General features: G+C 35.4%; 16 protein-coding genes. 7 read left to right on the top strand and 9 right to left on the bottom strand.

Going from position 1 to position 24,550, the window contains the following annotated elements; genetic code table 11:
* Positions 1-296: 296 nt before the first annotated feature.
* Entirely contained in the window at positions 297-2,831 is a 2,535-nt protein-coding gene (locus ACNQGN_RS04800; RefSeq protein ID WP_417986713.1) for a heavy metal translocating P-type ATPase, read from the top strand.
* A 40-nt stretch (positions 2,832-2,871) separates the two neighbouring features.
* Positions 2,872-5,451 (top strand): multicopper oxidase domain-containing protein, encoded by a 2,580-nt coding sequence (locus tag ACNQGN_RS04795; protein ID WP_417986712.1) that lies wholly within the window; start codon positions 2,872-2,874, stop codon positions 5,449-5,451.
* A 123-nt stretch (positions 5,452-5,574) separates the two neighbouring features.
* Here ACNQGN_RS04795 and ACNQGN_RS04790 read toward each other — a convergent pair whose 3' ends face one another.
* Together ACNQGN_RS04790 and ACNQGN_RS04785 are read right to left on the bottom strand one after the other, a co-directional pair.
* Positions 5,575-6,567: a phosphotransferase gene (locus ACNQGN_RS04790; protein WP_417986711.1), complete on the bottom strand. Its 993-nt coding sequence runs from the start codon at positions 6,565-6,567 to the stop codon at positions 5,575-5,577.
* Between the two features lie 68 nt (positions 6,568-6,635).
* Entirely contained in the window at positions 6,636-8,417 is a 1,782-nt protein-coding gene (locus tag ACNQGN_RS04785) for a T9SS type A sorting domain-containing protein (RefSeq protein WP_417986710.1), read from the bottom strand.
* A gap of 598 nt (positions 8,418-9,015) precedes the next feature.
* Here ACNQGN_RS04785 and ACNQGN_RS04780 point away from each other — a divergent pair.
* The 3 genes from ACNQGN_RS04780 to clpX all read left to right on the top strand — a co-directional run bounded on the left by ACNQGN_RS04780 (position 9,016) and on the right by clpX (position 12,573).
* Complete coding sequence (locus ACNQGN_RS04780) at positions 9,016-10,341, top strand: trigger factor (RefSeq protein WP_417986709.1); 1,326 nt, start codon at positions 9,016-9,018, stop codon at positions 10,339-10,341.
* Between the two features lie 252 nt (positions 10,342-10,593).
* Complete coding sequence (gene clpP, locus ACNQGN_RS04775; RefSeq protein ID WP_417986708.1) at positions 10,594-11,268, top strand: ATP-dependent Clp endopeptidase proteolytic subunit ClpP; 675 nt, start codon at positions 10,594-10,596, stop codon at positions 11,266-11,268.
* Between the two features lie 72 nt (positions 11,269-11,340).
* Entirely contained in the window at positions 11,341-12,573 is a 1,233-nt protein-coding gene (gene clpX, locus ACNQGN_RS04770; RefSeq protein ID WP_417986707.1) for an ATP-dependent Clp protease ATP-binding subunit ClpX, read from the top strand.
* Positions 12,574-12,644: 71 nt separating this feature from the next.
* On the opposite strand, the gene ACNQGN_RS04765 is transcribed toward clpX, so the two are convergent.
* On the bottom strand, positions 12,645-12,788 hold the full coding sequence (locus ACNQGN_RS04765; protein ID WP_417986706.1) for a hypothetical protein: 144 nt from the start codon (positions 12,786-12,788) through the stop codon (positions 12,645-12,647).
* Between the two features lie 5 nt (positions 12,789-12,793).
* A complete protein-coding gene (locus tag ACNQGN_RS04760; RefSeq protein WP_417986705.1) occupies positions 12,794-14,320 on the bottom strand; it encodes a GH3 auxin-responsive promoter family protein in 1,527 nt (508 codons plus the stop codon).
* Positions 14,321-14,415: 95 nt separating this feature from the next.
* Here ACNQGN_RS04760 and ACNQGN_RS04755 point away from each other — a divergent pair, with 95 nt between their 5' ends.
* Positions 14,416-15,210, top strand: coding sequence for a DUF2797 domain-containing protein (locus ACNQGN_RS04755; protein WP_417986704.1), 795 nt, complete (start codon positions 14,416-14,418; stop codon positions 15,208-15,210).
* Between the two features lie 54 nt (positions 15,211-15,264).
* On the opposite strand, the gene ACNQGN_RS04750 is transcribed toward ACNQGN_RS04755, so the two are convergent.
* Together ACNQGN_RS04750 and sppA are read right to left on the bottom strand one after the other, a co-directional pair.
* A complete protein-coding gene (locus ACNQGN_RS04750; RefSeq protein ID WP_417986703.1) occupies positions 15,265-17,880 on the bottom strand; it encodes an AsmA-like C-terminal region-containing protein in 2,616 nt (871 codons plus the stop codon).
* A 184-nt stretch (positions 17,881-18,064) separates the two neighbouring features.
* Positions 18,065-19,825 carry a signal peptide peptidase SppA gene (gene sppA / locus ACNQGN_RS04745; RefSeq protein ID WP_417986702.1) on the bottom strand — a complete coding sequence of 587 codons (1,761 nt, stop codon included), beginning with the start codon at positions 19,823-19,825 and terminating at the stop codon, positions 18,065-18,067.
* Positions 19,826-19,961: 136 nt separating this feature from the next.
* Here sppA and folK point away from each other — a divergent pair, with 136 nt between their 5' ends.
* Positions 19,962-21,125 (top strand): 2-amino-4-hydroxy-6-hydroxymethyldihydropteridine diphosphokinase, encoded by a 1,164-nt coding sequence (gene folK, locus ACNQGN_RS04740; protein WP_417986701.1) that lies wholly within the window; start codon positions 19,962-19,964, stop codon positions 21,123-21,125.
* Here the strand turns inward: folK and ACNQGN_RS04735 are convergent.
* The 3 genes from ACNQGN_RS04735 to ACNQGN_RS04725 form a co-directional block, all read right to left on the bottom strand.
* The gene (locus ACNQGN_RS04735; protein ID WP_417986700.1) at positions 21,111-23,213 is read right to left on the bottom strand and encodes an Ig-like domain-containing protein; all 2,103 of its coding nucleotides are present in this window, start codon (positions 23,211-23,213) and stop codon (positions 21,111-21,113) included. The genes folK and ACNQGN_RS04735 overlap by 15 nt on opposite strands.
* A gap of 92 nt (positions 23,214-23,305) precedes the next feature.
* A complete protein-coding gene (locus tag ACNQGN_RS04730; RefSeq protein ID WP_417986699.1) occupies positions 23,306-23,842 on the bottom strand; it encodes an RNA methyltransferase in 537 nt (178 codons plus the stop codon).
* 76 nt (positions 23,843-23,918) lie between these two features.
* Positions 23,919-24,359 (bottom strand): DUF1573 domain-containing protein, encoded by a 441-nt coding sequence (locus ACNQGN_RS04725; protein ID WP_417986698.1) that lies wholly within the window; start codon positions 24,357-24,359, stop codon positions 23,919-23,921.
* Positions 24,360-24,550 lie beyond the last annotated feature (191 nt).

Below are 24,550 nucleotides of genomic sequence, written 5' to 3'. Positions count from 1 at the left end.
TTGTTATTTTATAATGAAAAAATGAATCATCGTGCCGCGCATATTCTTAGCATTAAATACAATGACGTTACTTTAAGAAGTCTGAAGATCTTATCAAAGGGAAACTCATAAAGAAATGTATACTTGCCCAATGCACCCGAAAGAGATCAAGAAAATGAAATGAAATTAGAAAATGTCTTACAGGAGATATCCAAATGGCTTCTAAAGAAAGTGATACAGAAGAAGAGCATCATCAACATTCAAATTTTTTAAATCGGTTCTGTGATTTTTTATAAAGCCTTTTTTAATTCAATATTATGAAACATACATATACAATCACGGGAATGAGTTGTGACGGCTGTCGTTCCAATGTCGAAAAAGCATTGAATTCCATAGATGGGATTCAGGCAACAATTACTTTGGATCCACCGATTGCAGAAATAACAATGGATAAACACATTCCGACAAAACAATTACAAGAGGCTTTAACTGCAGCGGGAAACTATACAATAGTAATGGATAATGCTGTTTATTCTAATGAGAAAGCAGGAAAATTAATTGACAAATCGTGTTGTAGTTCCAATGCATCACAAGACACATCAATAGTGACTCTACCCAGTAATGCCCAAGGTAAATATTATTGTCCGATGCATTGTGAGGGAGAAAAAGTCTATGATAAACAGGGAAGTTGCCCAGTTTGCGGGATGAATCTGGAGAAAGCTCCAGAATTGAGTTCGGTAAAAATAATGTACACTTGTCCCATGCATCCTGAAGTAATTAAAGATGGTCCGGGTTCTTGTCCTATTTGCGGAATGGATTTAGTGCCAATGGAATCCACCGATACAGTGGAAAATAAACAGTATAATGAGTTAGTGCGCAAAATGAAAATTGCAGCTGTATTTACTGTTTTGGTATTTTTAATTGCCATGTCTGATATGATTCCGAATGCTCCACTACTGAGAATTATGGATGCCGCAAAGTGGAATTGGGTGCAATTAATATTTTCACTTCCCGTAGTTTTTTATGCGTGTTGGATGTTTTTTGAGCGCGCGTGGAAGTCAATAGTTACTGGTAATTTGAATATGTTTACCCTTATCGGAATTGGTACAGGAGTTGCATTTTTATTTAGTTTAGCTGGAATGTTTTTCCCAGATATTTTTCCTAAGGAATTTAGAACTCATAGCGGATCCGTTTCGCTCTATTTCGAAGCAACAACCGTTATATTAACATTGGTTTTGCTTGGGCAGTTATTAGAAGCAAGAGCACACAGTCAAACAAGTGGTGCTATAAAAGAACTGTTGAAATTAGCGCCTACTGAAGCTATTTTAGTTGTCGCGGGAAGAGATAAAATAATCTCGATTCATGATATCAAAAAAGGAGATGTATTGCGAGTGAAACCTGGAGATAAAATTCCGGTTGATGGAAAAATCACCTACGGGGAAAGCACTATTGATGAATCTATGATTACGGGTGAACCTATTCCTGTTGATAAAAAAATAGGGGATAGCATTAGTTCAGGAACAATCAACGGAAATAAATCCTTTGAGATGATTGCTGAAAAAGTAGGTTCGGAAACTTTGCTTTCGCAAATTATACAAATGGTCAATAATGCTAGTAGATCTAAAGCTCCTATTCAGAAACTAGCGGATAAAGTTGCCAAATATTTTGTGCCAATTGTAGTTGCGGTGTCTTTGGTGACCTTTTTTGTTTGGGCAAAATTCGGGTCTGAACCGGCAATGGTTTATGGATTTATAAATGCCATTGCGGTATTAATTATTGCCTGTCCATGTGCTTTGGGATTAGCTACGCCAATGTCAGTAATGGTTGGTGTTGGCAAAGGAGCTCAGTCGGGAGTTTTGATAAAAAACGCCGAAGCACTGGAATACATGAATAAAGTAAATGTCTTGATTACCGATAAAACAGGTACTATTACCGAAGGTAAACCTTCCGTGGAGAAAATTTATGCTGCCGGTAATCAGGAAGATATTTTATTGCAAAGCATTGCTTCTTTAAATCAATACAGTGAACATCCTTTGGCGCAAGCTGTAGTGAATTTTGCGAAAGCGAAAGGAATTTCATTAATCGAAGTTAAAGATTTTGAAGCGATTTCTGGTAAGGGAGTTGTTGGTACTGTAACCAATAAAAAAGTGTCTCTTGGAAATAAAAAATTAATGGAGTTGGTCAATGCTTCAGTTTCTGAAGAATTGGAAAATAAAATCATAGCTGAACAAAAACTCGGTAAAACGGTTTCTTATATTTCAGTTGACGGAATTGCGATGGGATTTGTATCTATTTCTGATGCCATCAAAGCTACAAGTATCGCGGCTATAAAGGAATTAAGAAGTCAGGGAGTTGAAGTGATAATGCTAACGGGAGATAATGAAAATACAGCAAAAGCAGTTGCTCAAGAATTGAATTTAAGTTCATTTAAAGCGAGCTGTTTGCCCGAAGATAAGCTGAACGAAATTAAACGATTACAATCGGAAGGGAAAATTGTAGCCATGGCAGGTGACGGAATCAACGATGCTCCGGCTTTGGCGCAAGCCGATATCGGAATTGCTATGGGAACCGGAACTGATGTTGCTATTGAAAGTGCTAAAATTACTTTGGTTAAAGGCGATTTACATGGTATTGTCAAAGCCAAGAATTTAAGTCATGCGGTAATGCGAAATATCAAGCAAAATTTATTCTTTGCTTTTTTTTACAATGTGTTGGGAATTCCAATTGCTGCAGGAGTTTTATATCCGTTTTTTGGGATTTTACTTTCGCCGATGATTGCTGCACTGGCGATGAGTTTTAGCTCGGTTTCAGTAATTGCTAATGCATTGCGTTTGAGAAATCTAAAACTATAAAGAAATTAGGATTGAAAAGTCCATTGAAAAATAAAAAATAATGAAAAGCAGTATTCTATTAATTCTCTTCCTGACTATTTGTTTCTTTGCGCCAGAAAATACCAATGCGGAAAACAGGTCTAAAAAGATGGAGGTTCTCCAGACTCAACCGGTAAGCTACACTTGTGTAATGCATCCCGAAATTCATGCCAGCAAACCAGGAAAATGCCCCAAATGCGGGATGGATTTAATTAAAGAAAAACTGGTAAAAAAAACCGTTCCAAAAAAGCAAGCCCTAAAAAAAGTTGTTAAAAAGCGAATGCCAGTAAAAGTAAATGGTGTTCAAAACAAAGGCGCAAATGATGACTTGAATAAAAATCATTCAAATGATCCTGTAGATAATACCAAAGTCAAAGAGGAATCAGTTAAAAGAATAGTTAAGAATGCGCCATCAAGAACAATTCGTTACGATTTATATGTTCGGGATACCATTGTCACTTTTGGCGATAAGCCCAAAAGAGCCATTGCTGTAAACGGGCAAATTCCGATGCCCACACTCACGTTTACCGAGGGTGATATTGCTGAAATTTATGTACATAATGAATTGGATGAAGATACTTCGTTGCATTGGCATGGGGTGTTTTTACCCAACAAAGAAGATGGTGTGCCCAATTTGACGCAAATGCCAATCAAACCGCATACTACCCATAAATATACTTTTCCAATTATTCAACACGGAACACATTGGTATCACAGTCATACGGGTTTGCAAGAGCAAATTGGGATGTACGGTTCTTTTATCATGAATAAAAGAAATGAAGACCCGGATTTTAGAGAAGGAATTGACAATTTGCCAACCATTCCGCTTATTCTGAGTGAATGGACGGATATGAAACCTGAAAATGTGCATCGAATGTTGCACAATGGAACGGACTGGTTTGCTATTCAAAAAGGAACAACCCAAAGCTATTCTGAGGCTATAAAAGCAGGGCATCTTAAAACAAAAGCCACTAACGAATGGAAACGAATGAATGCCATGGATGTTAGTGATGTGTATTACGATAAATTTCTGATTAATGGAAAAAATGAAAGTCAATTTTCGCAATTTAAAGCAGGTGATAAGGTTAGATTACGAATTTCCAATGGTGGCGCATCAACGTATTTTTGGTTGACCTATGCCGGTGGAAAAATTACTGTAGTTGCAAATGATGGAAATGATGTGGAACCTGTTGAAGTCGATCGTTTGATCGTTGCGGTCTCTGAAACTTATGATGTTGTTGTAACCATTCCTGCTGATAAAACTGCGTACGAATTTCTGGTGACTTCTGAAGACAGAACGAAATCTACTTCGTTGTATTTAGGCGATGGGATCAAGCAATTGACTTTGCCTTTACCTAAATTAAAATATTTTGAAGGTATGAGAATGATGAACGGCATGATGAAGATGAATGGAGATTTGGATGATATGGGTATGCAAATGTCACTGAACCAAATGGACATGAATGTGGTAATGTATCCTGAAATTACTGGAACTGAAAAGGAGAAGAAAGAAGATAAAATGGGAGAGATGAAAATGGATAATGGTCAGGCAGATCATCACATCCATGATTCTACTGTGCTATCAGATATAACTACATTGAATTATGCGATGCTTAAGTCGCCAACTAAAACGACGCTTCCAAAAAATGCACCGGTAAAAGAATTAAAATTTGAACTAACAGGAAATATGAACCGTTATGTTTGGAGTTTGGATAATAAAGTAGTTTCAGAAACCGACAAAATCTTAATTAAAAAAGGAGAGGTAGTACGCATGATAATTCATAATAATTCGATGATGCGCCATCCCATGCATTTGCACGGGCACGATTTTAGGGTAATAAACGGGCAAGAAGATTACGCCCCACTGAAAAACATAATCGATATTATGCCTATGGAGACAGACACGTTAGAATTTGCCGCTACCGAAAGTGGTGATTGGTTTTTTCATTGCCATATTTTGTATCACATGATGTCAGGGATGGGTAGGATTTTCTCTTACGAAAATTCTCCTGCTAATCCATTAATTCAAAACCCAAAACTAGCCCGACGCAAATTATTCGCTGATGACAGAGCCTTTCATATTATGGCTGAAAATGATTTTGCTACCAATGGAAATGACGGAATGGTTATGGTAGGAAATACGCGTTGGAGTATTGGTACAGAATGGCGTTTAGGTTACAGCAGTCACCACGGTTATGAAACGGAAACCCATATTGGAAGATATATCGGAAAAATGCAATGGCTGATGCCGTTCATCGGTTTTGACTGGCGGTACAGAAAAATGGAAATGGGGGCAATGGAAGAGAATCTTTTTGGTCAAACCAATACCAAAGACAATCGCGCCGTTTTCAGTGCCGGAGTCGAATATACTTTGCCAATGCTCATAAAAGCGCAAGCTGAAGTTTTTACCGATGGAAATTTCAGATTGCAATTTGAACGCATGGATATTCCTGTTTCCAAAAGATTGCGCATGAATTTAATGTGGAATACCGATAAGGAATATATGGCGGGTTTGCGCTATATTGTCACGAGAAATTTTGGGATTACAACGCATTATGACAGTGATATGGGAATTGGTTTTGGATTGAATGTGAATTATTAAACAGTTGAAAATTGAAATTTATTTCTGTAGCGTGTCCAGACGACCAAATCGCAATCAGCCATTGTTTAATGTTTAGGTCTGTAGTACAGTTCCATGCGGTAGCATTTGTGATTTTTACCAGCGTTATCGCATGTTTTCTTTCGAATCATTATATTCAATCCAAGATTTCATTCTTCCGACATACATTTTTAGGTAAATTTCAGTCAAGAATATATTTGACCAGTCAAACCGTTGTGATTGTACCCCAAGATAAAAAATCCAAATGGCGACTCCTGCAGCAGGAATCATTTTTATTTCTTCCTTAGAGAGTGCTCTTGTACTTTGATATCCCTTTAGGAAGCTTTCAACTTTTAGCTCGTATTCGGCTTTATTGACTTCGATATGGAATAGTTGTTTGCAGAAATAAGCAACATCAAAAATAAGCAAGCCGTTTCCACAAAAATCAAAATCGAAAATGGTTGCTTTGTTTTTGTCGTTAATGTTCATATTGTCATACCAGATATCCAAATGAACAATTCCTTTAGTAACCTTTGTTAAGGCAGTTTTTTTAAAGATTTTGCTGATTTTTTCGCTTTGCTTTTTTATGAATTCCATTTCCTCTATTGTCTCGGAAAAATACTGTTTTGCATATTCATAAGGCAATTGAACCAGGGTTTCTATATCGTAATTGATGCGCTCAATACTTTTGTTAGCTGTTGTAGTATGAATTTTGGACATTAGGGAACCAATAGAGAAACAGGTCGCAGCATCCATAGATCGTATTTTTTTTCCTTCAGCATACGAGAAAAGTACGGCATGACGTATTCCTTCTGGGGCATTTATATCTTGAATAAAACGGCCTTTTTTGTCTGCAATAGGAAAAGAGATGCTGACTTGGTTTTCTTTTAGAAGATGTAACAAATTGACTTCTTCAAGAATTTGGGATTTAGAACGCCAGTTGTAAAAGTAGACACGTAATACATATTTTGTTTCGTTGTCAGCAATAAAATAGGTGTGGTTAATTCCTGTTCTAAACAATTTGCAAGTACAGTTTTCGCTAAGACCATATTTTTCTTTAACAAATTGCTCTAATGCTGTGGCTGAAAGTGTCGATGTTGTAACTGGAAAATTTGTCATTTTTTTTTAATTGTAGGAAATCGAGTTGGTGTTTTTAATTTGCTGCGAATTTAGCAATAATTTAAAACCTACAATTTTAGAAATTTCTTTGAATTGATTCCTTTTTCGGTATAGATTGTGAGCAGGTAAGTTCCGGAGGCTAATTGCGAAACATCTATATTATTTGTGCTTTCAGTTGAAGAGGGCAGGATAGTTCCAAGTGTCTTTCCTGTCAGATCAGTAACTGTTATTTTGCTAATTTTCTGGTTATTTGCCGTTACATTCAATTGATTATGCACGGGATTTGGAGACAACACAATTGTATTGGGAAGTTGTGTGTTTTCTGTAATGGCTAAAGTACTGTATGAGATTTGAGCTGCAAAGGCGTCATCTTGCCCGGTATTACCACCAGCTGCAGTTGTAATGCTGACAGAATTCCCATAATCCAAAGTGGCGCTAAATCTTCCTGAAATATAGGCCGAGTTGTTCCTGATATCTAAGCCATGAAGCCAAATATGCCATATGTTTTTTAGGTGATACATATTGAGGTAATTTCCGTTTGACGGACTGATTTCAGCCAAAGACATTCCCATTTGCTGCCCCCGAGATGGATCATTATAAGTAGTGTTACTGCCTGTAACGCCATTTACGGTATAAGTGAATGTTCCTAAATAATTCATACCAACGAACACACGACCCTGAGTAGTGATATCAATAATTGAGGCTGTTCTTCCACTGGAATTGGTAGAGGTGCCTCCGTCGAGCTTTTTAGCCCACAACATAGTACTTTCTGAATTCATTTTTCCAAAAAACGGTGTTGATTGACTGCTGTCGTTGATGCCGCTATCCAGAACAAAACTAGTAGTAGAAGTTTCGAGATTGATACGGTTGGTGAAGTTTCCGGAAAAATAAATATTATTATCCACATCAATCGCAATTGCATTGGCTTGTTCCGCTGAATTAGAGTTCCCAACCGTTGTTCCCTGCGCAGTTTTTGCCCAGATAAAATCGCCGTTACTGCGAAGCTTTACAATAGCTAAATCAGGGTAATTCACATCAGACTGAATGTAATTTCCTGACGGTGGATTGAGATAAACATTTCCATAAGTGCCTCCAGCCAAGATAATATTGTTTTGAGAATCTGTAGCAATATCGTTGATTTTGTACCGCCCGTATAAGTTTGAGGTGAAAATTTTATTCCAGATGAAGCTACCTTCTGTGTCCATTTTCATAATGAAATTGTTGCGTCCTGTCGCGGTGCTGACCTGAACGGTATTCCCAAAATCAAAATAGATGCTGTTCTGAAATTCTCCTGTGAGTAAGATATTATTTTCGTTGTCAATCTCTATTCCTGTAGTTTCTATTCCTGAATTAATCGTAGAACCAAATTGAAAATGTTTGCCCCAGATGTATTCGCCGTTAGTGCTGAGTTTTACAACATAAGCACTCGGATAGGGGGAAATAACCGTATGAACGTCGGTTTCATTACCCGGATTAAGGTCGATGGAACCTGTAAATTGTGAAGTCAGGTACAGATTGTTACTGGTATCAAGTGTTAAATAGGATGACTCCATGCGCATTTCGTTCTTGAAAACCTTAACCCAAAGGAAGCTTCCTGTGGGGCTCAATTTTTGGACATATATGTCACCATATTGCATTGCTACCTCAGTAATATTTGTATTTCCGGAATCGAAATTGGTAGTCTGTCTGAAAATTCCAGAAGTATAGGTGTTTCCGTTGGCATCAGCCAGAATATCGGAGCCAAAGTCTAATTGGTCTGGACCACCAGTCGCCCTTGCCCACTGTGCCGTTTGTCCGTAAGTTATTCCTGTTAGAAAAAAAAGTGCAATTAGTAAAGTATTTTTTTTCATATTTTTAGTTCAGATTTAGTATTTATAATAATTTATGAAATTTATTTTGAGTATTTTAACTACTTCGGTATTTGTGCTAATGTTCTCATGCTAAAGTGGTTTGTGGCTAAATTAAGCCTATTATTTGGGTTTTCCAAAACAATCAAAACACAAAGTTTCATTCAAATTAAATCAACTGCGCAAATCAATTTGGAGCAGTGCTAGCGGCTGGTTTAACTTTTATATGTAAGTTTAATAGGGTTTTGATTAAATTCTAAAAAGTGAAATATTGCATCCCTATTCAATTCAGTAATACGTTTTGAAACAATACATTTCGTTTCTACACGTGAGATAACCTCACTTCGGACCATATTAAGGATGTCAGCGGAGCTTTTTTATGGGTTGCTTTTTTGGCAGGGCGATAAAAGCTGGAACGAGCAGCCTGATCCGCAGTTTTTGCGTAGAGACATACCCAAATTATTTTTCTTTTTAGAATTGTGATTTTATCAAATAACCACCTAAAATTCAATCCCGAAGGTTCGGGACTAAAAAGCTTGTTTGGGTTACAAAAATTTTATAATTTTGCAACCCAATTTTATTATGTAAATTAAAGAAGAAGATGGATATCAAAAGAGTAGCAATAGACGCAGTAAACGAAACAATTGTAATGACAGTTGTTCACATGGATTACAAAGGTCAAGTAGCAAAAAGAATAAATGAGAAAATGCCTTTAGCAACCGTTAAAGGATTTAGAAAAGGGGCTGTGCCAAAAGATCTTGTTGAAAAACAATATGGTAAAGCTATAAAACAAGAAGAAGTTCAAAAAGTTGTGGATTTAGCTTTAGAGCGTTTCGTGCAATCTGAAAGATTAAATCTTCTTGGAACGCCACTTGCAAAAGTAAACGAGAATTTTTCTTGGGATGCTGAAGAATTGGTTTTTGAATATGAGATTGGTTTAGTGCCAAACTTCGAATTGGATTTAGAAGCGAAAAATGACATTGTAAAATATGTGGTTACTGCTGATGACAAATTAATTGAAGGTCAGGTTGAACGTATCCAAAAACAATTTGGAAAAGCTATTCCTCAAGATGTGGTTGAAGCTGGTTCAGATTTAACAGGAACCTTTACAAACGAAGAAAAAGGAATCAATAACACAACAACTATTTCTTTGGATATATTCAAAGATAAAGCTACAGCTGATAAATTTATCGGTAAAAAAGTAGGAGATGTTGTAACTGTAAATACAAAAGATTTATTCGAAGATGCGCATCAGTTGATGGATGTTATGAAAGTAGGTCATGATGAGGTTCATGAACTTGCAGTTGATGTAGATTTCACAATCGAAGCAATCAACACCGCTGAATTGGCTGAATTGAACCAAGAATTGTTTGATAAACTTTTTGGAGCTGGAACTGTAGCTTCTCTAGAAGAATTGAAAGCAAAAATCAAAGAAGATGCTGAAAATCAATTTGCACAACAAGCAGATCAAAAATTGTTGGCTGATGTTCAGGATTTCTTGATTGAAAACACAAAATTTGACTTACCATCTGAGTTTCTAAAAAAATGGTTGCAAACTGTAGGTGAGAAAAAACTTTCTGCTGAAGAAGCTGAGGTAGAATACATAAGATCAGAAAGAGGATTGCGTTTTCAGTTGATTGAAGGTAGAGCAATGGCTTCAAGTGATATCAAAATTACTTTTGAGGACTTGAAATTATTTACCACAAAGTCAATCAGACAACAAATGGCACAATTCGGACAAACAAATCCTACTGACGAAGAAGTTCAGGGAATTGTAGCAAGAGTTTTGTCAAACCAAGACGAAGTAAAAAGACTTTCTGACCAGGTTGTTGCTGAGAAATTATTGGAATTGTTCAAAGAAAAAGCAAATCCTACAACTAAAGAAGTGACTTACGAAGAATTTATTGCTGCTTCATACGGGGAATAATTTCTAAAAAAATAAGTATATTTGAGCGTCAAAAGAATGTTTTTTTGACGCTCTTTTATTTGAATTAATTTCAGGAGCACATCCAGCTATTCTATGCAAGTTTTTCAGTGCTGCCTTTTTTGTTAGTAAAAAGAGCTTTTCACTGTTATCGGGGCTAAAAATAAGACATATTGACATTATTTGGTAAAGAGGTATGACCTTTGCATTAAATGGGATATACAAGAGATTTCGTAAAACTTAGAACAAATAAATATGAACTACGGTAAAGAATTTAAAAAATTTGCTACAAAGCACCAAGGAGTAAATGCAATGTATTACGATAAAATCGTAGGCGCAATGACCCCTAAAAACATGACTCCATATATCATCGAAGAACGTCAGTTGAATATTTCACAATTAGACGTTTTCTCAAGACTGATGATGGACAGAATTATATTCCTCGGAACAGGAATTGATGATCAAATTGCAAATATAGTTCAGGCACAATTATTGTTCCTGGAAAGCGCTGATGCTTCAAAAGACATTCAAATTTATTTGAACTCTCCAGGTGGAAGCGTTTACGCAGGATTAGGAATTTATGACACGATGCAATACATAAAGCCAGATGTAGCGACTATTTGTACAGGGATGGCAGCTTCTATGGGAGCAGTGCTTCTATGTGCAGGAGCAGCCGGAAAACGTTCGGCATTGCCGCACTCAAGAGTAATGATTCACCAACCATCAGGCGGAGCTCAAGGAGTTGCAACAGATATGGAAATCAACTTACGTGAAATGTTGAAACTAAAGGATGAGTTGTATAAAATTATCTCTCATCATTCAGGACAAACTTTCGAGAAAGTACATGGTGACAGTGAGCGCGACTATTGGATGATTGCCGAAGAAGCAAAAACCTACGGAATGATTGATGAAGTTTTAATAAGAGGATAAATTTAGTATTCAGTTCTCAGTTGACACTATTTAGTCTGTTAATTGAAAACTGAACACTGCTAACTGAAATAGATGGCAAAAGTAATATTAGAGTGTTCGTTTTGTGGAAGAAAGAAACCAGAAACCAATTTATTGATTGCTGGTATCAATGCGCATATTTGTGATAAATGTATCGAACAGGCACACGGAATTGTTTTGGAAGAATTAAAATCCAGCGGAAGTTCAAAACTGGTTGGAGATTTAATTTTGAAAAAACCAAAAGAAATCAGAGCGTTTCTTGATCAGTATGTTATTGGTCAGGACCAAACTAAAAAGGTAATGTCTGTTGCGGTTTATAATCACTACAAACGTTTGATGCAACAGCAATTAGACGATGAAGTTGAGATTGAAAAAAGTAATATCATCATGGTTGGACAAACAGGAACAGGAAAAACATTGGTAGCTAAAACCATTGCAAAAATGTTGGATGTACCTTTAGCCATTGTTGATGCCACAGTATTAACTGAAGCGGGTTATGTTGGAGAAGATGTCGAAAGTATTTTGACACGTTTGCTACAAGCTGCAGATTATGATGTAGCCAAAGCCGAAAGAGGAATTGTATTCATCGATGAAATAGATAAGATTGCTCGTAAAAGTGACAATCCATCGATTACACGTGATGTTTCTGGTGAAGGTGTACAACAAGCATTATTGAAATTATTAGAAGGAACAGTTGTAAATGTACCGCCAAAAGGGGGACGTAAGCATCCAGACCAAAAATTTGTGGAGGTAAACACACAAAATATTTTGTTTATTGCTGGTGGGGCCTTCGATGGAATCGAAAGAATTATTTCTAAACGACTGAATCGTCAAGCCGTTGGTTATAGCACTTCTAAAAATGTGGACAATATCGACAAAGACAATTTGTTGCAATACATTATTCCAAAAGATATTAAAGATTTCGGATTGATTCCGGAAATTATTGGTCGTTTGCCAGTATTGACACACATGGATCCTTTAGATAGAGAAACCTTGCGTGCAATTTTGACGCAGCCAAAAAATGCATTAATCAAGCAATATGAAAAATTGTTTTTGATGGATGAGGTAACATTCACCATTACAAATGAAGCATTGGATTTTATTGTTGATAAAGCTTTAGAATACAAATTGGGAGCCCGTGGATTACGCTCTTTATGTGAAGCAATCTTAACGGATGCGATGTATGAATTGCCAAGTTCTGATGATAAAATATTAGAAATTGACAGAGAATATGCGAAAGAAACCCTCAATAAAAACTTATTAAAACGATTAGAAATCGCTTCTTAAGTGTGCCTTAATCAAGAATAAAAATGCCCATCTCGTTTATTATTGAGATGGGCATTTCCTTTATGTAGAATTTATATTAGTTTAAGATGATTTTGTTTTTTTACTTCTGATTGATCTGGTGCTTTACAAATTCCTCGTGCTCCACAACGCATTCTGTGCGGTCCGCAGGAACTCATTAAAAATAATGTGATCAGGATGTAAAAAATATTTTTCATCTTTGTTATTGTATTATTTTGACCTGCATGCTTTTTAATTGTTCCAGATAATCTCTTTGGTTCGATAATCTGGGGATTTTATGTTGGCCACCTAGTTTGTCTTTTACTTTGAGCCAGTCATAAAATAAATTTTTTCGAGCAACATTAATTACTAACGGATTTAATGTCATATTGTTGTAACGTTTGGCTTCGTAATCAGAATTTAGCGATTGTATAGATTCATCCAATGCTTTCTGAAATTGGGATACATCAGCAGGATTGTCTTTAAATTCAATCATCCATTCGTGAGCACCTTTTTCTTTTCCATCCATAAATACAGGAGCAACAGTATAATCGACTACTTCTGTTTGAGTCATTTTACAGGCTTTGGCTATAGCTTGATCTGTATTTTCAACCATTAATTCTTCTCCAAAAACATTGATATGATGTTTGGTTCTTCCTGTAACCCGGATTCGATACGGATTTAATGAAGTGAAACGCACAGTATCCCCAATCAAATAACGCCACAACCCAGAATTAGTAGTAATCACTAATGCATAATTTTTGAAAAGTTCTACATCAGCCAAGCGAATTATTTTTTGGTCTGGTGTGCCAAAAGTATCCATCGGGATAAATTCATAGAAAATTCCGTAATCCAGCATTAATAATAAATCACTGGAATAGTTTAAATCCTGAATTGCGAAAAAACCTTCGGAGGCATTGTATATTTCGTAATATTTAAAATCTTTTTTAGGTAGTATTTTTTTATATTGGTCTCGATACGGCTCAAAATTTACACCGCCATGAAAGTATACTTCCAAATTAGGCCAAATTTCCAATAGATTTCCTTTTCCGGTTTCCTCCAGCATTTTATTCATTAAAACTAACATCCAGGAAGGAACTCCTGCGAAACTGGTTACATTTTCATTTTTTGTTTCGTTTATAATGGCAGCGATTTTTGTTTCCCATTCGCTCATTAGCGAAATCTTGCTACTTGGCGTGCTGCTAAATTCAGCCCAAATAGGCATATTTTCGATTAATATTGCAGATAGATCTCCAAAAAAAGTATTATTGTCCTCATATATTTGTGAGCTTCCGCCAAGACGAAGACTTTTTCCAAGAAAGAGTTCTGACTCTTCGTTGTTATTTAGATATAAACATAACAAATCCTTACTTCCTTTATAATGACAATCTTCTAATGCTTCGTTGCTTACTGGAATAAATTTACTTTTGGCATTGGTGGTTCCGCTTGATTTAGCAAACCATTTTATGGGTGTTTCCCAAAAAACATTTTGTTCCCCTTTACGGGTTCTTTCGATTAATGGTTGTAGTTCTTCGTAAGTGGAGATTGGAATTCTTTCGGAAAAAGTAGCGTAGGAATTTATCGAAGCATAGTCATATTTTTTGCCTAAAACGGTGTTTTTTGAAGACTGAATTAAATTCATAAGCAATTCTTCCTGAACCTCATTTGGATATTTTAGGAAAAGTTCAATCTGATGGATTCGTTGTTTCAGGAACCAGGAGGCGAACGAATTGATTATGGTTAGTGGCATTTTTAAATTATGAATTATGAATTACGAGTTATAACTTTACCAAAAATAACAAAATTTGTTTAACTAGATGCGTTAAACCTGAAACTTTAAATAGAATGACATACGAAGGTGTACTTGCAAAAATGCAAACCGAATTTGGAAACCCAATTCAATACTATTTAGTTTTTGAGAATAGTTTTTTGAATGTGAATCAGTTGCTGAATAAAAATATCGAAATTAATTTTGTTGGATACCAATGTTTGAATTGCCTAAAAAAGAAAAAAATATTCCGTCAAGGATTTTGCTATGATTGTTTTTATTCCAGTCCGGCAGTTGGAGATTGGCTTATGAAACCAGAATTGAGTACTGCTCATCTTGGAATTCAGGATAGAGATCTTGTTTACGAAGAAAAGGTTCAGTTGCAACCGCATATTGTGTATTTGGCTTTGTCCAGCGAGGTAAAAGTGGGAGTAACCAGGAAAACACAAATGCCAACTCGATGGATTGATCAGGGTGCAACCCAAGCTATTTCTATTGTAGAAGTACCTAATCGGTATTTGGCTGGGATTACCGAAGTGGCATTAAAAAATCATTATGCCGATAAAACCAATTGGAGAAAAATGCTGACTAATAATGTCGAGCAAATCGATTTAGTTGCCGAAAGGTTGAAAGTAGAAAATCTAATTCCAACAGAAGTTCAGGAGTATTTTTATTCGCAAAAAAATGATTTGTATGAAATGCACTACCCTGTTTTAGAATATACAAATAAAGTAAAGAGTTTAAGTTTAGATAAAACACCTCAATTTCAAGGGAAATTGACTGGAATAAAAGGGCAGTACCTTCTTTTCGATGATGGAACGGTTTTCAATATTCGTGGTTCTGAAGGGTACGTGGTAAGGATTAATGTATAATAAGAAAGCCTAAAAGTTTCAAATGCTTTTAGGCTTTCTTAGTTTATAAATAGATTAAGGTGTCGTCTTAGGCTCCTCTGCTTTTTTCTTTTTGTTAAACAAATTGTTTAATAAATCAGCAGCTTTCGTCTTAACTTCAGCGGCTGTTTCCTCTTTGGTTGTGGGAGTTGCAGTTTTTGCAGTATCTCCTGGTTTCTTGTTTTTATTGATGAAATCAGTTAAAGCTGAAGTTCCTTGTTTTACCATTCTGTCTTTTTGCTGAGTTACTAACTGATTGGTAAGCTTGGTTACCGCACTATTGATATCAGTTGTGATTTTCGGATTGGTGAAGTTTCCAACTAACAGCACATTTATGGGAATGCTTTGCAATTTTGCTGCGTCACTAGGAGATAATTTTGCAATTAATGCATTGGCTTCTGAACCCAGATATTTTGCAGGAACATCAAATTTTAAATTGTAGTTCATGCTTTGATCAAAACCATGCGTTCCACCTATAGTAGCTTTGATATCTTGATATTTGATGTTAAAAGGTTTTACGTTCACTTTTCCATCCTTAAAAGTTACAGCTGCTTTTAAATCATTTAGATTGATTTTGCTTACATCAATGAATTTCAAGTTGGAACCCAATGCAGTCAGCAAAGTCGAATTGTTTGAATTTATAGTAGTTGAAAGTAGTTGTCCTAACAAATCTCCGGTCAATGTTTTCAAATCAGGGGTTAATTCTGTAGCATCAAGATTTCCATTCAATTTGATACTTGAATTTAATTTTCCATTGATGATTCCGGCTATAGGCGCAATTTTCTTCAACATATCCAGTTGGGTGAACGATTGTGCAATATCTACTTGATCTAATTTCAAATCCATATTGAAAACAGGTGTTTTTCCTTTTGTGGAAACAGCCCCATTCACACCAATTGTTCCTCCAAAAATTGATGTTTTTACATTTTCTAGAGTGACTTTTTCGTCTTTTACAATCAGTTTTCCAGATACATTGCTTAATGTCAAATTATCATAGAGAACTGTATTCGCTTTTGCCGTAAGCGTACAATTCAAGAAAGCAGGAATTTTCATGGCTTCCGCTTTTTTAGTTTGTGTTTTAGTGGCTTCACCGCTTGTCATAAAATCATCAACGGCCAGTTGCTTGGAATTCATGTTGAAATTCCCTTTCAGTTCCTGGTTTCTAAATATAAATCCGTAAAAATTCTCTAAAATACCAGTTACACTAATGTCGCTTTTTCCAGTGGTTGCATTCAGTTGTTTCAGATTGACTTGACTAGGATTAAACTGAACTAAGGCTGTACTGATATTCATCGTTTTTCCATTCTCATCTGCATAGTTGAATCCGGATAAACTCATTGTTCCAGCGTTATTAATGTTTTGATATTGATTGTTCTCCACAGATTTCATGTCAAACTTTGTAGTTACGTCCGCTTTTAAAATCCCTGATAAAGGCTTGTCCAGTTTTATGGGATACGCTTTAGAAAGATTTGTTAAATTGATAGTTCCCTTTAAAGCGGCATCGACTATTGCATTTTGTGTTATGTTTTTAATATTTGCTTTAGCACTAAAAACATCCTGATCTATTTTGAAAGACAGCTTGTCCAGATTGATGTAAGTGTCATTTAGAATCCCTGTTTCGTTTATTATTTTAGTATCAATAATGATGTTTTGAACTGACTTTGGCAAGTTAGGATATTGAAAGGAAGCATTGTTTGAAGCAATTTCAATATTAAATTTTGGAACAGTTGTATCAGAATATAAGCCTTTTGCAAAGCCTACGACCGTAAAATCACCAGTTGTTTTTACGTTGTCCAAACTCGATGCATATGCTGCCGGTATAACACCTAAGAAGTTTTTGAAAGAAGAAGTTGGGGTTTTGAATTTTAAGTCGTATTCCTGACCCGTTTCAATCATTTGAATAAATCCATCAAATTCCAGCGGTAATTGATTAATTAGGGCCTTGTTTTGTTTGAAAGTGTATTTGTCTTTTTCTAAATCAATTCCTAAAACCGCATCCAAAGTCAAAGCTATATCTTTCATATAATTGACTTTATCCACATCGAGCGATATTTTTGCTGTTGACTTGGTAACCAAATCCAGTTTTTGTGCTGCAAAATCTCCAGTTCCTTCATGATTTAAGCTGTCGATAACCATTTTTATTTTTGATTTTTCGTCAAAATAACGGAACTTGAAATTTTCGATTTTATAATCTTGAATTTTTAACGATAAAGGACTGCTTTTTCCAGCGTCTTTAATTTTGTCATCTTTCAAAGCAATGTCATAATTCCCTATTCCATCTTTATTGAAGATGATATTGATTAATCCATTTTTTGAAGTTATTCCGTCAATATTTATCGCTTCTTCCTTGCCTTTAAAAAGTTCTTTGATAGACATTTTTAAATTCAATTCGCCGAATGAAATCAAAGTGTCGCCTTCAAAAGGAGCTTTGTTTATAATGACCAGTTGATCTAAAGTGACATTCGCATTTGGAAAATTTTTGAATAAACTTAAATCAGCATCTGCAAATGAGACTTTTGCATCTACTTTCTCATTAATAGCTTTTGCAATTTTTGCTTTTATTTGATCTTTAAATAAATAGGGAGCTGCCAATAACGTCCCTACAAGTAGGATGATCAGAATTCCAATGATTTTTAAAATTTTCTTTATCATAATTTGATTTATTTAGATTCTACAAAGCTGCAAAAATGGTGCCTTGTATTTTTACAAAAATAGTGTTTTTATAATGTAGTGGTTTTCTGAATGTTTTTTATAAGCAGTAATTTAACTTTATAAAATAAAAAAATCCGTTTGATCAATTGACTAAACGGATTTTTCAGCAAACTATGATTGTATTTTAATGGATGTTAATTTCAAAAGGCATCATGGCCTGAACGCCTTTTTGCGATTGTACTCTTTTTATTTCTTCCATGATTTTATAATTTTCTTCCCCTATTTCTTCCTTGATAAATGTTTCTTTGGATTTAGCAAATGGTAAACTGGCAAAAATATCATTGAAATTTTTTTCATATTCAGGATAGTTTTGAGTAGTATATGTTTTTGTTTTTGCTAAGGCAGCAGCTTCATGTATGGCATCATCTAAACCTCCAATTTTATCTACTAGCCCAATTTTCAAGGCTTCGGAACCAGCCCAAACTCTTCCTTGTGCGATGGAGTCAACTTGTGCAAATGTCATTTTTCGCCCTTGGGCAACGTGAGTAACAAAAGTTTTGTAGATTTTTTCGACCTCTTCAAGAGTAACTGCTTTAAATTTTTCATCCAATGGAACAAAAGGACTATATTTTGCAGCATTTTCATGCGTTTTAACTTGTTCTACGTTTATCCCGATTTTTTTTGTCAGTTTACTAAAATTAGGCAATATTCCAAAAACACCAATAGAACCTGTAATAGTATTGTTTTCGGCAAAAATCTTATTAGCGTTACATGCGATATAATATCCGCCTGAAGCTGCATAATTCCCCATAGAAACTACCACAGGTTTTACTTTTTTAGTTAATTCAATCTCTCTCCAAATCAAATCCGAAGTCAAAGCATTTCCACCCGGACTGTTAATCCTAAGCACTATTGCTTTTACATTCTTATCTTTTCTGGCTTCTTGAAGTGAACGACGCATGGCACCTTCGCCAATAACATTAACATCACCTTCACCACTATGAATTTCACCTTGCGCATACAGGATAGCAATTTTATCATTTGAATCAGTGATTTTTGAGGTAGTGGCTACTTTTTTAGCATAATCCAAAATCTTTACTTTATTGTAATCGTCATCTTTGGATACTTTTAATATGTTTTTAATTGCATTGTGATATACATCTTCATATGCTATAATATCAACTAATCCCTGTGTTTTTGCCATTTCAGGAGTTCTGGCCAGAAGCCCGTTTGCAATTTCGTTTAGTTTAGCCACTGGCACGTTTCTGCTTTTAGAAATATCGCTGGTAAAGGAATTCCAAACGGCATTCAATAATGCTGAAATCTGTTCTCTATTTGCGTCGCTCATTTTGTCTTCTAGAAAGGGTTCTACAGCACTTTTATATTTCCCGTGGCGTATCACTTCCATTTTTAATCCTGATTTTTCCTGAAAATCTTTGAAAAACATAATTTCTGAAGACAATCCTTTAAAATCCATTTCCCCAACGGGGTTCAAATAAATAGGACTGGCAACGGAGTTTAAGTAGTATTCCTTTTGGGAAAATGAATTGGCATAAGCCATTACAAATTTCCCTGATTTTTTAAAGCTTTCTAATGCATCACGTAAGGCTTTGCTTTGTGCCATTCCAAGGGAGGAATCGGTGTTCAAAATCGAAATTCCTTTGATATCATCGTCAGTTTTTGCTTCTTCAATTGCATTGATAATGTCCGAAAGGCCTATGTTTTTGCCATCGGAAAATAACTCCATCCAAGGATCTTTATATTTGCCTGCGTAGTCGTTTTTTATGTCTGTTAAGTCCAATTCGATAACTGAATTATTCTTTACGGTAATACCTTCAGATTCACCTCCAAAAATGGCTCCAATAATTAGTATCCCAAAAAAGAATAACATAAAAAAGATGAAAATACCTATTATGGTTGCCAACACATTTCCTAAAAACTTCATAATTATATTTTTTTTAATAAGTCTAAAAAAGGTTGAATTGTTACAGATTTAATTTTATAAATGGTAAATTTAGTTATCAACACTCTTTGCAAAGATACTTCTATTCTAAAATTCTTTTAGTTAATTTGTGCTTAATATGAAATCACAACATCAAGTTATTTTATCGATAGGAAGCAATCAAGGCAACCGATTAGAAAACATCGAGCGTTGCCTGCAATTGATACACCAGGAAGTTGGAACGGTAGTTAAAGTTTCAAAGCTATATGAAACACCGTCTTGGGGTTTTGATAGCGATGCATTCTACAATTGCGCATTGGTAATCCACACTTTTAGTTCGGCAAATAAAATTCTGTCTCAGGTTTTGAAAATTGAAAAAAGATTGGGACGGATTCGCAGTGAAGAATTAGGCTATCAATCTAGAAGTATAGATATTGATTTGATTACTTTCGACTCAGTAGTTATTGAAACCGAAAAGCTTCAAATTCCACATCCAATGATGCAGAACCGAAAATTTGTTTTGTTGCCAATACAGGATTTGAATTTAGACTGGAAGCACCCTGTTTTAAAAAAAACAATTTCAGAATTGCTTGAAGTCTGTTCGGATCAAAGCGTTTGCAAAATTATACAAAATTTAGAAAATCCTTTACAAAGTATTCCTTTGGAGCAATTTAATTATGTTGCTTTTGAAGGGAATATTGGGGCAGGAAAAACAACTTTAGCGACCAAAATTTCTGAAGATTTTAATGCAAAAACAGTTTTGGAGCGCTTCGCGGATAATCCATTTTTACCTAAATTCTATAAAGATCAAAATCGGTATGCTTTTCCGCTTGAAATGTCATTTCTTGCTGACAGATACCAACAGTTAACAGATGATTTAGCTCAGTTTGATTTGTTTAAAGATTTTTTAGTGGCCGATTATCATATCTTTAAGTCTTTAATTTTTGCTAAAATAACACTGGCTGAAGACGAATACCGTTTGTATCGAAACTTGTTTGATATTATTTACAGAGAAATGCCAAAACCGGATTTATATATTTATTTATACCAAAATTCAGAACGGTTGTTGCAAAATATTAAAAAAAGAGGAAGAAGCTACGAACAAAAGATTCCAGCAGAGTATCTAGATAAAATAAATAATGGTTATCTTGATTACATTAAATCGCAGACGGAACTGAATGTTCTAATTATTGATGTGTCTGATCGGGACTTTGTAAAAAATCAAGAAGATTATTTGTATATTTTAAGTGAAATCCAGCAAAAGATTGGCGGACTAAAATTTGAAAATTTATCTTTTAAGTGAAAAATGACCTCTGAACTCGGGTCTTGTATTGTCGATTTTTAAGACATACCAATAATCGGATGCTGGGAGTAGATTTTTGTTCAATGTTCCGTCCCAAGTTAGTTTTGACGCATTTAATTGGGTGATTAGTTTTCCATAGCGGTCAAATATATTCACTTCGGCTTCAGGGTAGTTAATTAATCCTTTTACTTCCCAAAAATCATTGTAAGTATCATTGTTTGGAGTGAAAAATTTAGGGATAATAAGAACAATAAAATTTTCTGTATCCGAACTGCAGTAGTTTATTTCCCTCACATAAGCAGTTTGAAATCCACTTGGTACATTAAAAAAAACATTTGAACTTTGGTAATTAATTCCGTCAACAGAATATTCAAAGTAAACTTCTTCCTGCTTTAAATAGATGACAACAGTGCTTTCATTGACGTCGATACGGTCTATTTCGGGGGTGTTGTGTTCTATGACAGTGATATTTTTTGTGCTAGTGCAGTTTTCTGGGGCTGGACTTGTTACATTGACAGTGTAGTTTCCTGGTGTAGAAACGACAATTTCGGGAGTTGTTTCACCAGTAGACCATAAATACGTCATGCCAAAAAGTGAAGCGTCTAGTGTTACGACACCTAATTTACAGAGTACAACCTCTTGAGGAGTAACAACTGGTGGTGTGTAGATGATAATGTCGATGGGATTTCTATTCATTGAAACACATCCGTTATTTACTGCTTCCGCATAATAGGTTGTACTTGCAGTGTTATTTGGCAATGTAAAACTTGTTCCTGTTGCTTCAATAGTTCCGCCAGTTGGGGTAGAATACCAGTTGATGGTGCCAATATTTGCGGTTGCTAGGAGTGTTACAGATCCGGCACCACATCTGGAAACCGGAGTGTTGGTAGATGTAATAGAAGGAATAGTGTTTACAGTAGCTACAACAGGTATTCTTGACATTGGACATTCAACTTCTACATAATAGGTAGTAGTGATTGATAATGAAGGTGTAGTATAACTATTGCCGGTTGTCAGTAAATTTCCATTTATTGCTGCGTCATACCATTTTATTGTTCCGTTGGATGCGGTTGCTTGAAGCATAACTGTTCCTGATCCACATCTTGACGCGGATGTCGTCCCTGTTATTTGGGGTATTGTTATGGTTGTGCTAGCGGCAATTTCAAGAATAGGATCTCCTGGCATGCCACCATATTCGACTATATATCCTTTAGGTTGATACGGTCCGGTTGGGTCGCCAGAATCGGGCAAGTCGTTCCAAGAACCTCTTGTGCCTACTCCAGGTGCTGTGATGTGAGCATAATGCTCATTGTTATTCACGTTGTTGGGCTCATTGGAATTCCAAAAAGTAAATGAAAAGAGATTTCCAAGCTCGGGTCCAGTCATCCATTTCCAAATTCCTTCTGTTCCAGCGTCGCTACCGCCAATCCATCCAGCTCCTGAGGCTTGTTCTCCAGATATTTTTGCCTCATCACTAGCCGTGATTGTTGCCAAATAGCCTTGCATTCCGTAATAAGAGCTTGTTTCGGCAGCAACTTTTGCGGCAGTCCAGCTAATACCAAGATTAGGAACAAATTCATAATAGTGACCATTTCTTGGTAAATAATTTGCCTGACCTATACTGATCGAGAAATTTCGGATACCTGACGGTGCAGCCGATGAATTACTGAATTCAACATCTTTTATTGCAGCCATAAAATCAGCGTAGGATATCTCAGCACCCGATATTGCACCGGATAATTTTAATTTTCCGGCACTTATATCCCAGCTTGTAGTAATAGTGGGATGAAAGCCCGTAAGGGTTAATTGATCTTGTCCGTTTACATAACCTGAAGAGATCTGTATGTAAATAGCATTTGTACCGGTGTCATCAGCATCTGTTATGACAACATCGTTTACTATTTTTAAGGAAGTTCCCGGGCAATAGATTTGATTGCCTGTAGCTATAATTTTGGGTGCTATATCTAAAATTGATGATGAAAGTGGACTTGTAATGGGATTTTTGGTCAAAGAATTTATACTATCTTTTGTGAAAGCAGCATTGTTTTTTTTTGTAAAATAAAATGAAGTAGCTGGATGTGCTGCCATCTGGACAAAAAATAAAAAAACTAAAGTTGTTTTCAAAAAATGATAAATTCTCATGCGATAAAAGTATTACTTTTCTTATTTTAAAAAAAAAATTATTTCGGCCAGTTTAATTTTTGAAATAAATCCCAAACCACAATACCTGCACTTACTGAGATGTTTAAAGAATGTTTGGTTCCTAATTGCGGGATTTCGATACAACCATCGCACAATGCAACCGCTTCTTGTGAAACTCCATAAACTTCGTTTCCAAAAACTAGAGCATATTTTTTGTTCTTTTCAATTTCAAAATTTTGAAGAAAAATAGCATTTTCTACTTGCTCAATTGCATATGTAGTAATGTTTTCCTTCTTTAATTTTTTAATAACCTCAAGAACGTTTTCGTTATGTTCCCAAGCCACGGTTTCGGTTGCTCCAAGTGCCGTTTTATGAATTTCTTTGTTTGGAGGTGTTGCAGTTATTCCGCACAAGTATATTTTTTCTATTAAAAAAGCATCGGCAGTTCTAAATACAGACCCAATATTATGCAAACTGCGGATATTATCCAAGACTAAAATTAGAGGTGTTTTTTCAGATTCTTTAAAAGCTTCAATAGATTTTCTTTCGAGTTCGCTGTTTTCCAGTTTTCTCATGTTTTTTCAGGTTTGTTTTTAATAAAAAAAGCTTCCGAAATTAGGGAAGCTTTTTTTGTTATAATTAATTTAGAATTTAGCTCTTTGCATTATCTGCTAAAACAGTTCCTTTTATTGTAAGTACTTTGGTAGGCTGTCCTTCAGCATTTGAAGTAATTGTTACCGTTTTTGTAAATGCACCAACTCTATCAGTAGCATATTTTACACCAATAACTCCTTTTGCACCCGGTGCAATCGGTTCTTTTGGGCTCGTTGGCACTGTGCAACCACAAGAACCTTGGGCATTTGTAATGATTAATGGTTTGGTACCATTATTAGTAAAAACAAACTCACGTTTCCCATCTGCATTATGTGCAATAGTCCCGTAGTCAATAACTTCGTTTACAAAAACCATTCCAGCGCCACTTACTTTAGTAGTTGCAGCTTTTATTTTTTTTGTAACCTTTGATGTTTCTTGTGCGTTAGAAGCTGTAACTCCTAAAACTACTAGCATCGCTAGAGTAAATATTTTTTTCATGTCAGTTTTGATTTAAGAATTAAAGACAAATCTATAGAAAAAATAGAAATTACATCTTAAATTTTCCTTAAAAATATTTTAATTTTTGAAGTGATAGTTATTCGCTATAAAATATATAAATTCGCTGACACATTTTTTTTCATTTATTAAATATAAAATAAGTTGGTATCTAAAGATAAAACGGTTAAAGA

Source organism: Flavobacterium rhamnosi (assembly GCF_048286515.1).
Classification (GTDB): Bacteria; Bacteroidota; Bacteroidia; order Flavobacteriales; family Flavobacteriaceae; genus Flavobacterium.
The sequence above is the reverse complement of the archived record's forward strand: the minus strand, read 5'-3'. Positions and strand labels throughout refer to the sequence as shown.

Excerpts from the sequence above, each read along its gene's own strand:
- ACNQGN_RS04800 (WP_417986713.1), top strand. The coding sequence starts at position 297 with ATGAAACATACATATACAATCACGGGAATGAGTTGTGACGGCTGTCGT.
- ACNQGN_RS04795 (WP_417986712.1), top strand. The coding sequence starts at position 2,872 with ATGAAAAGCAGTATTCTATTAATTCTCTTCCTGACTATTTGTTTCTTT.
- ACNQGN_RS04790 (WP_417986711.1), bottom strand. The coding sequence starts at position 6,567 with ATGACAAATTTTCCAGTTACAACATCGACACTTTCAGCCACAGCATTA.
- ACNQGN_RS04785 (WP_417986710.1), bottom strand. The coding sequence starts at position 8,417 with ATGAAAAAAAATACTTTACTAATTGCACTTTTTTTTCTAACAGGAATA.
- ACNQGN_RS04780 (WP_417986709.1), top strand. The coding sequence starts at position 9,016 with ATGGATATCAAAAGAGTAGCAATAGACGCAGTAAACGAAACAATTGTA.
- clpP (WP_417986708.1), top strand. The coding sequence starts at position 10,594 with ATGAACTACGGTAAAGAATTTAAAAAATTTGCTACAAAGCACCAAGGA.
- clpX (WP_417986707.1), top strand. The coding sequence starts at position 11,341 with ATGGCAAAAGTAATATTAGAGTGTTCGTTTTGTGGAAGAAAGAAACCA.
- ACNQGN_RS04765 (WP_417986706.1), bottom strand. The coding sequence starts at position 12,788 with ATGAAAAATATTTTTTACATCCTGATCACATTATTTTTAATGAGTTCC.
- ACNQGN_RS04760 (WP_417986705.1), bottom strand. The coding sequence starts at position 14,320 with ATGCCACTAACCATAATCAATTCGTTCGCCTCCTGGTTCCTGAAACAA.
- ACNQGN_RS04755 (WP_417986704.1), top strand. The coding sequence starts at position 14,416 with ATGACATACGAAGGTGTACTTGCAAAAATGCAAACCGAATTTGGAAAC.
- ACNQGN_RS04750 (WP_417986703.1), bottom strand. The coding sequence starts at position 17,880 with ATGATAAAGAAAATTTTAAAAATCATTGGAATTCTGATCATCCTACTT.
- sppA (WP_417986702.1), bottom strand. The coding sequence starts at position 19,825 with ATGAAGTTTTTAGGAAATGTGTTGGCAACCATAATAGGTATTTTCATC.
- folK (WP_417986701.1), top strand. The coding sequence starts at position 19,962 with ATGAAATCACAACATCAAGTTATTTTATCGATAGGAAGCAATCAAGGC.
- ACNQGN_RS04735 (WP_417986700.1), bottom strand. The coding sequence starts at position 23,213 with ATGGCAGCACATCCAGCTACTTCATTTTATTTTACAAAAAAAAACAAT.
- ACNQGN_RS04730 (WP_417986699.1), bottom strand. The coding sequence starts at position 23,842 with ATGAGAAAACTGGAAAACAGCGAACTCGAAAGAAAATCTATTGAAGCT.
- ACNQGN_RS04725 (WP_417986698.1), bottom strand. The coding sequence starts at position 24,359 with ATGAAAAAAATATTTACTCTAGCGATGCTAGTAGTTTTAGGAGTTACA.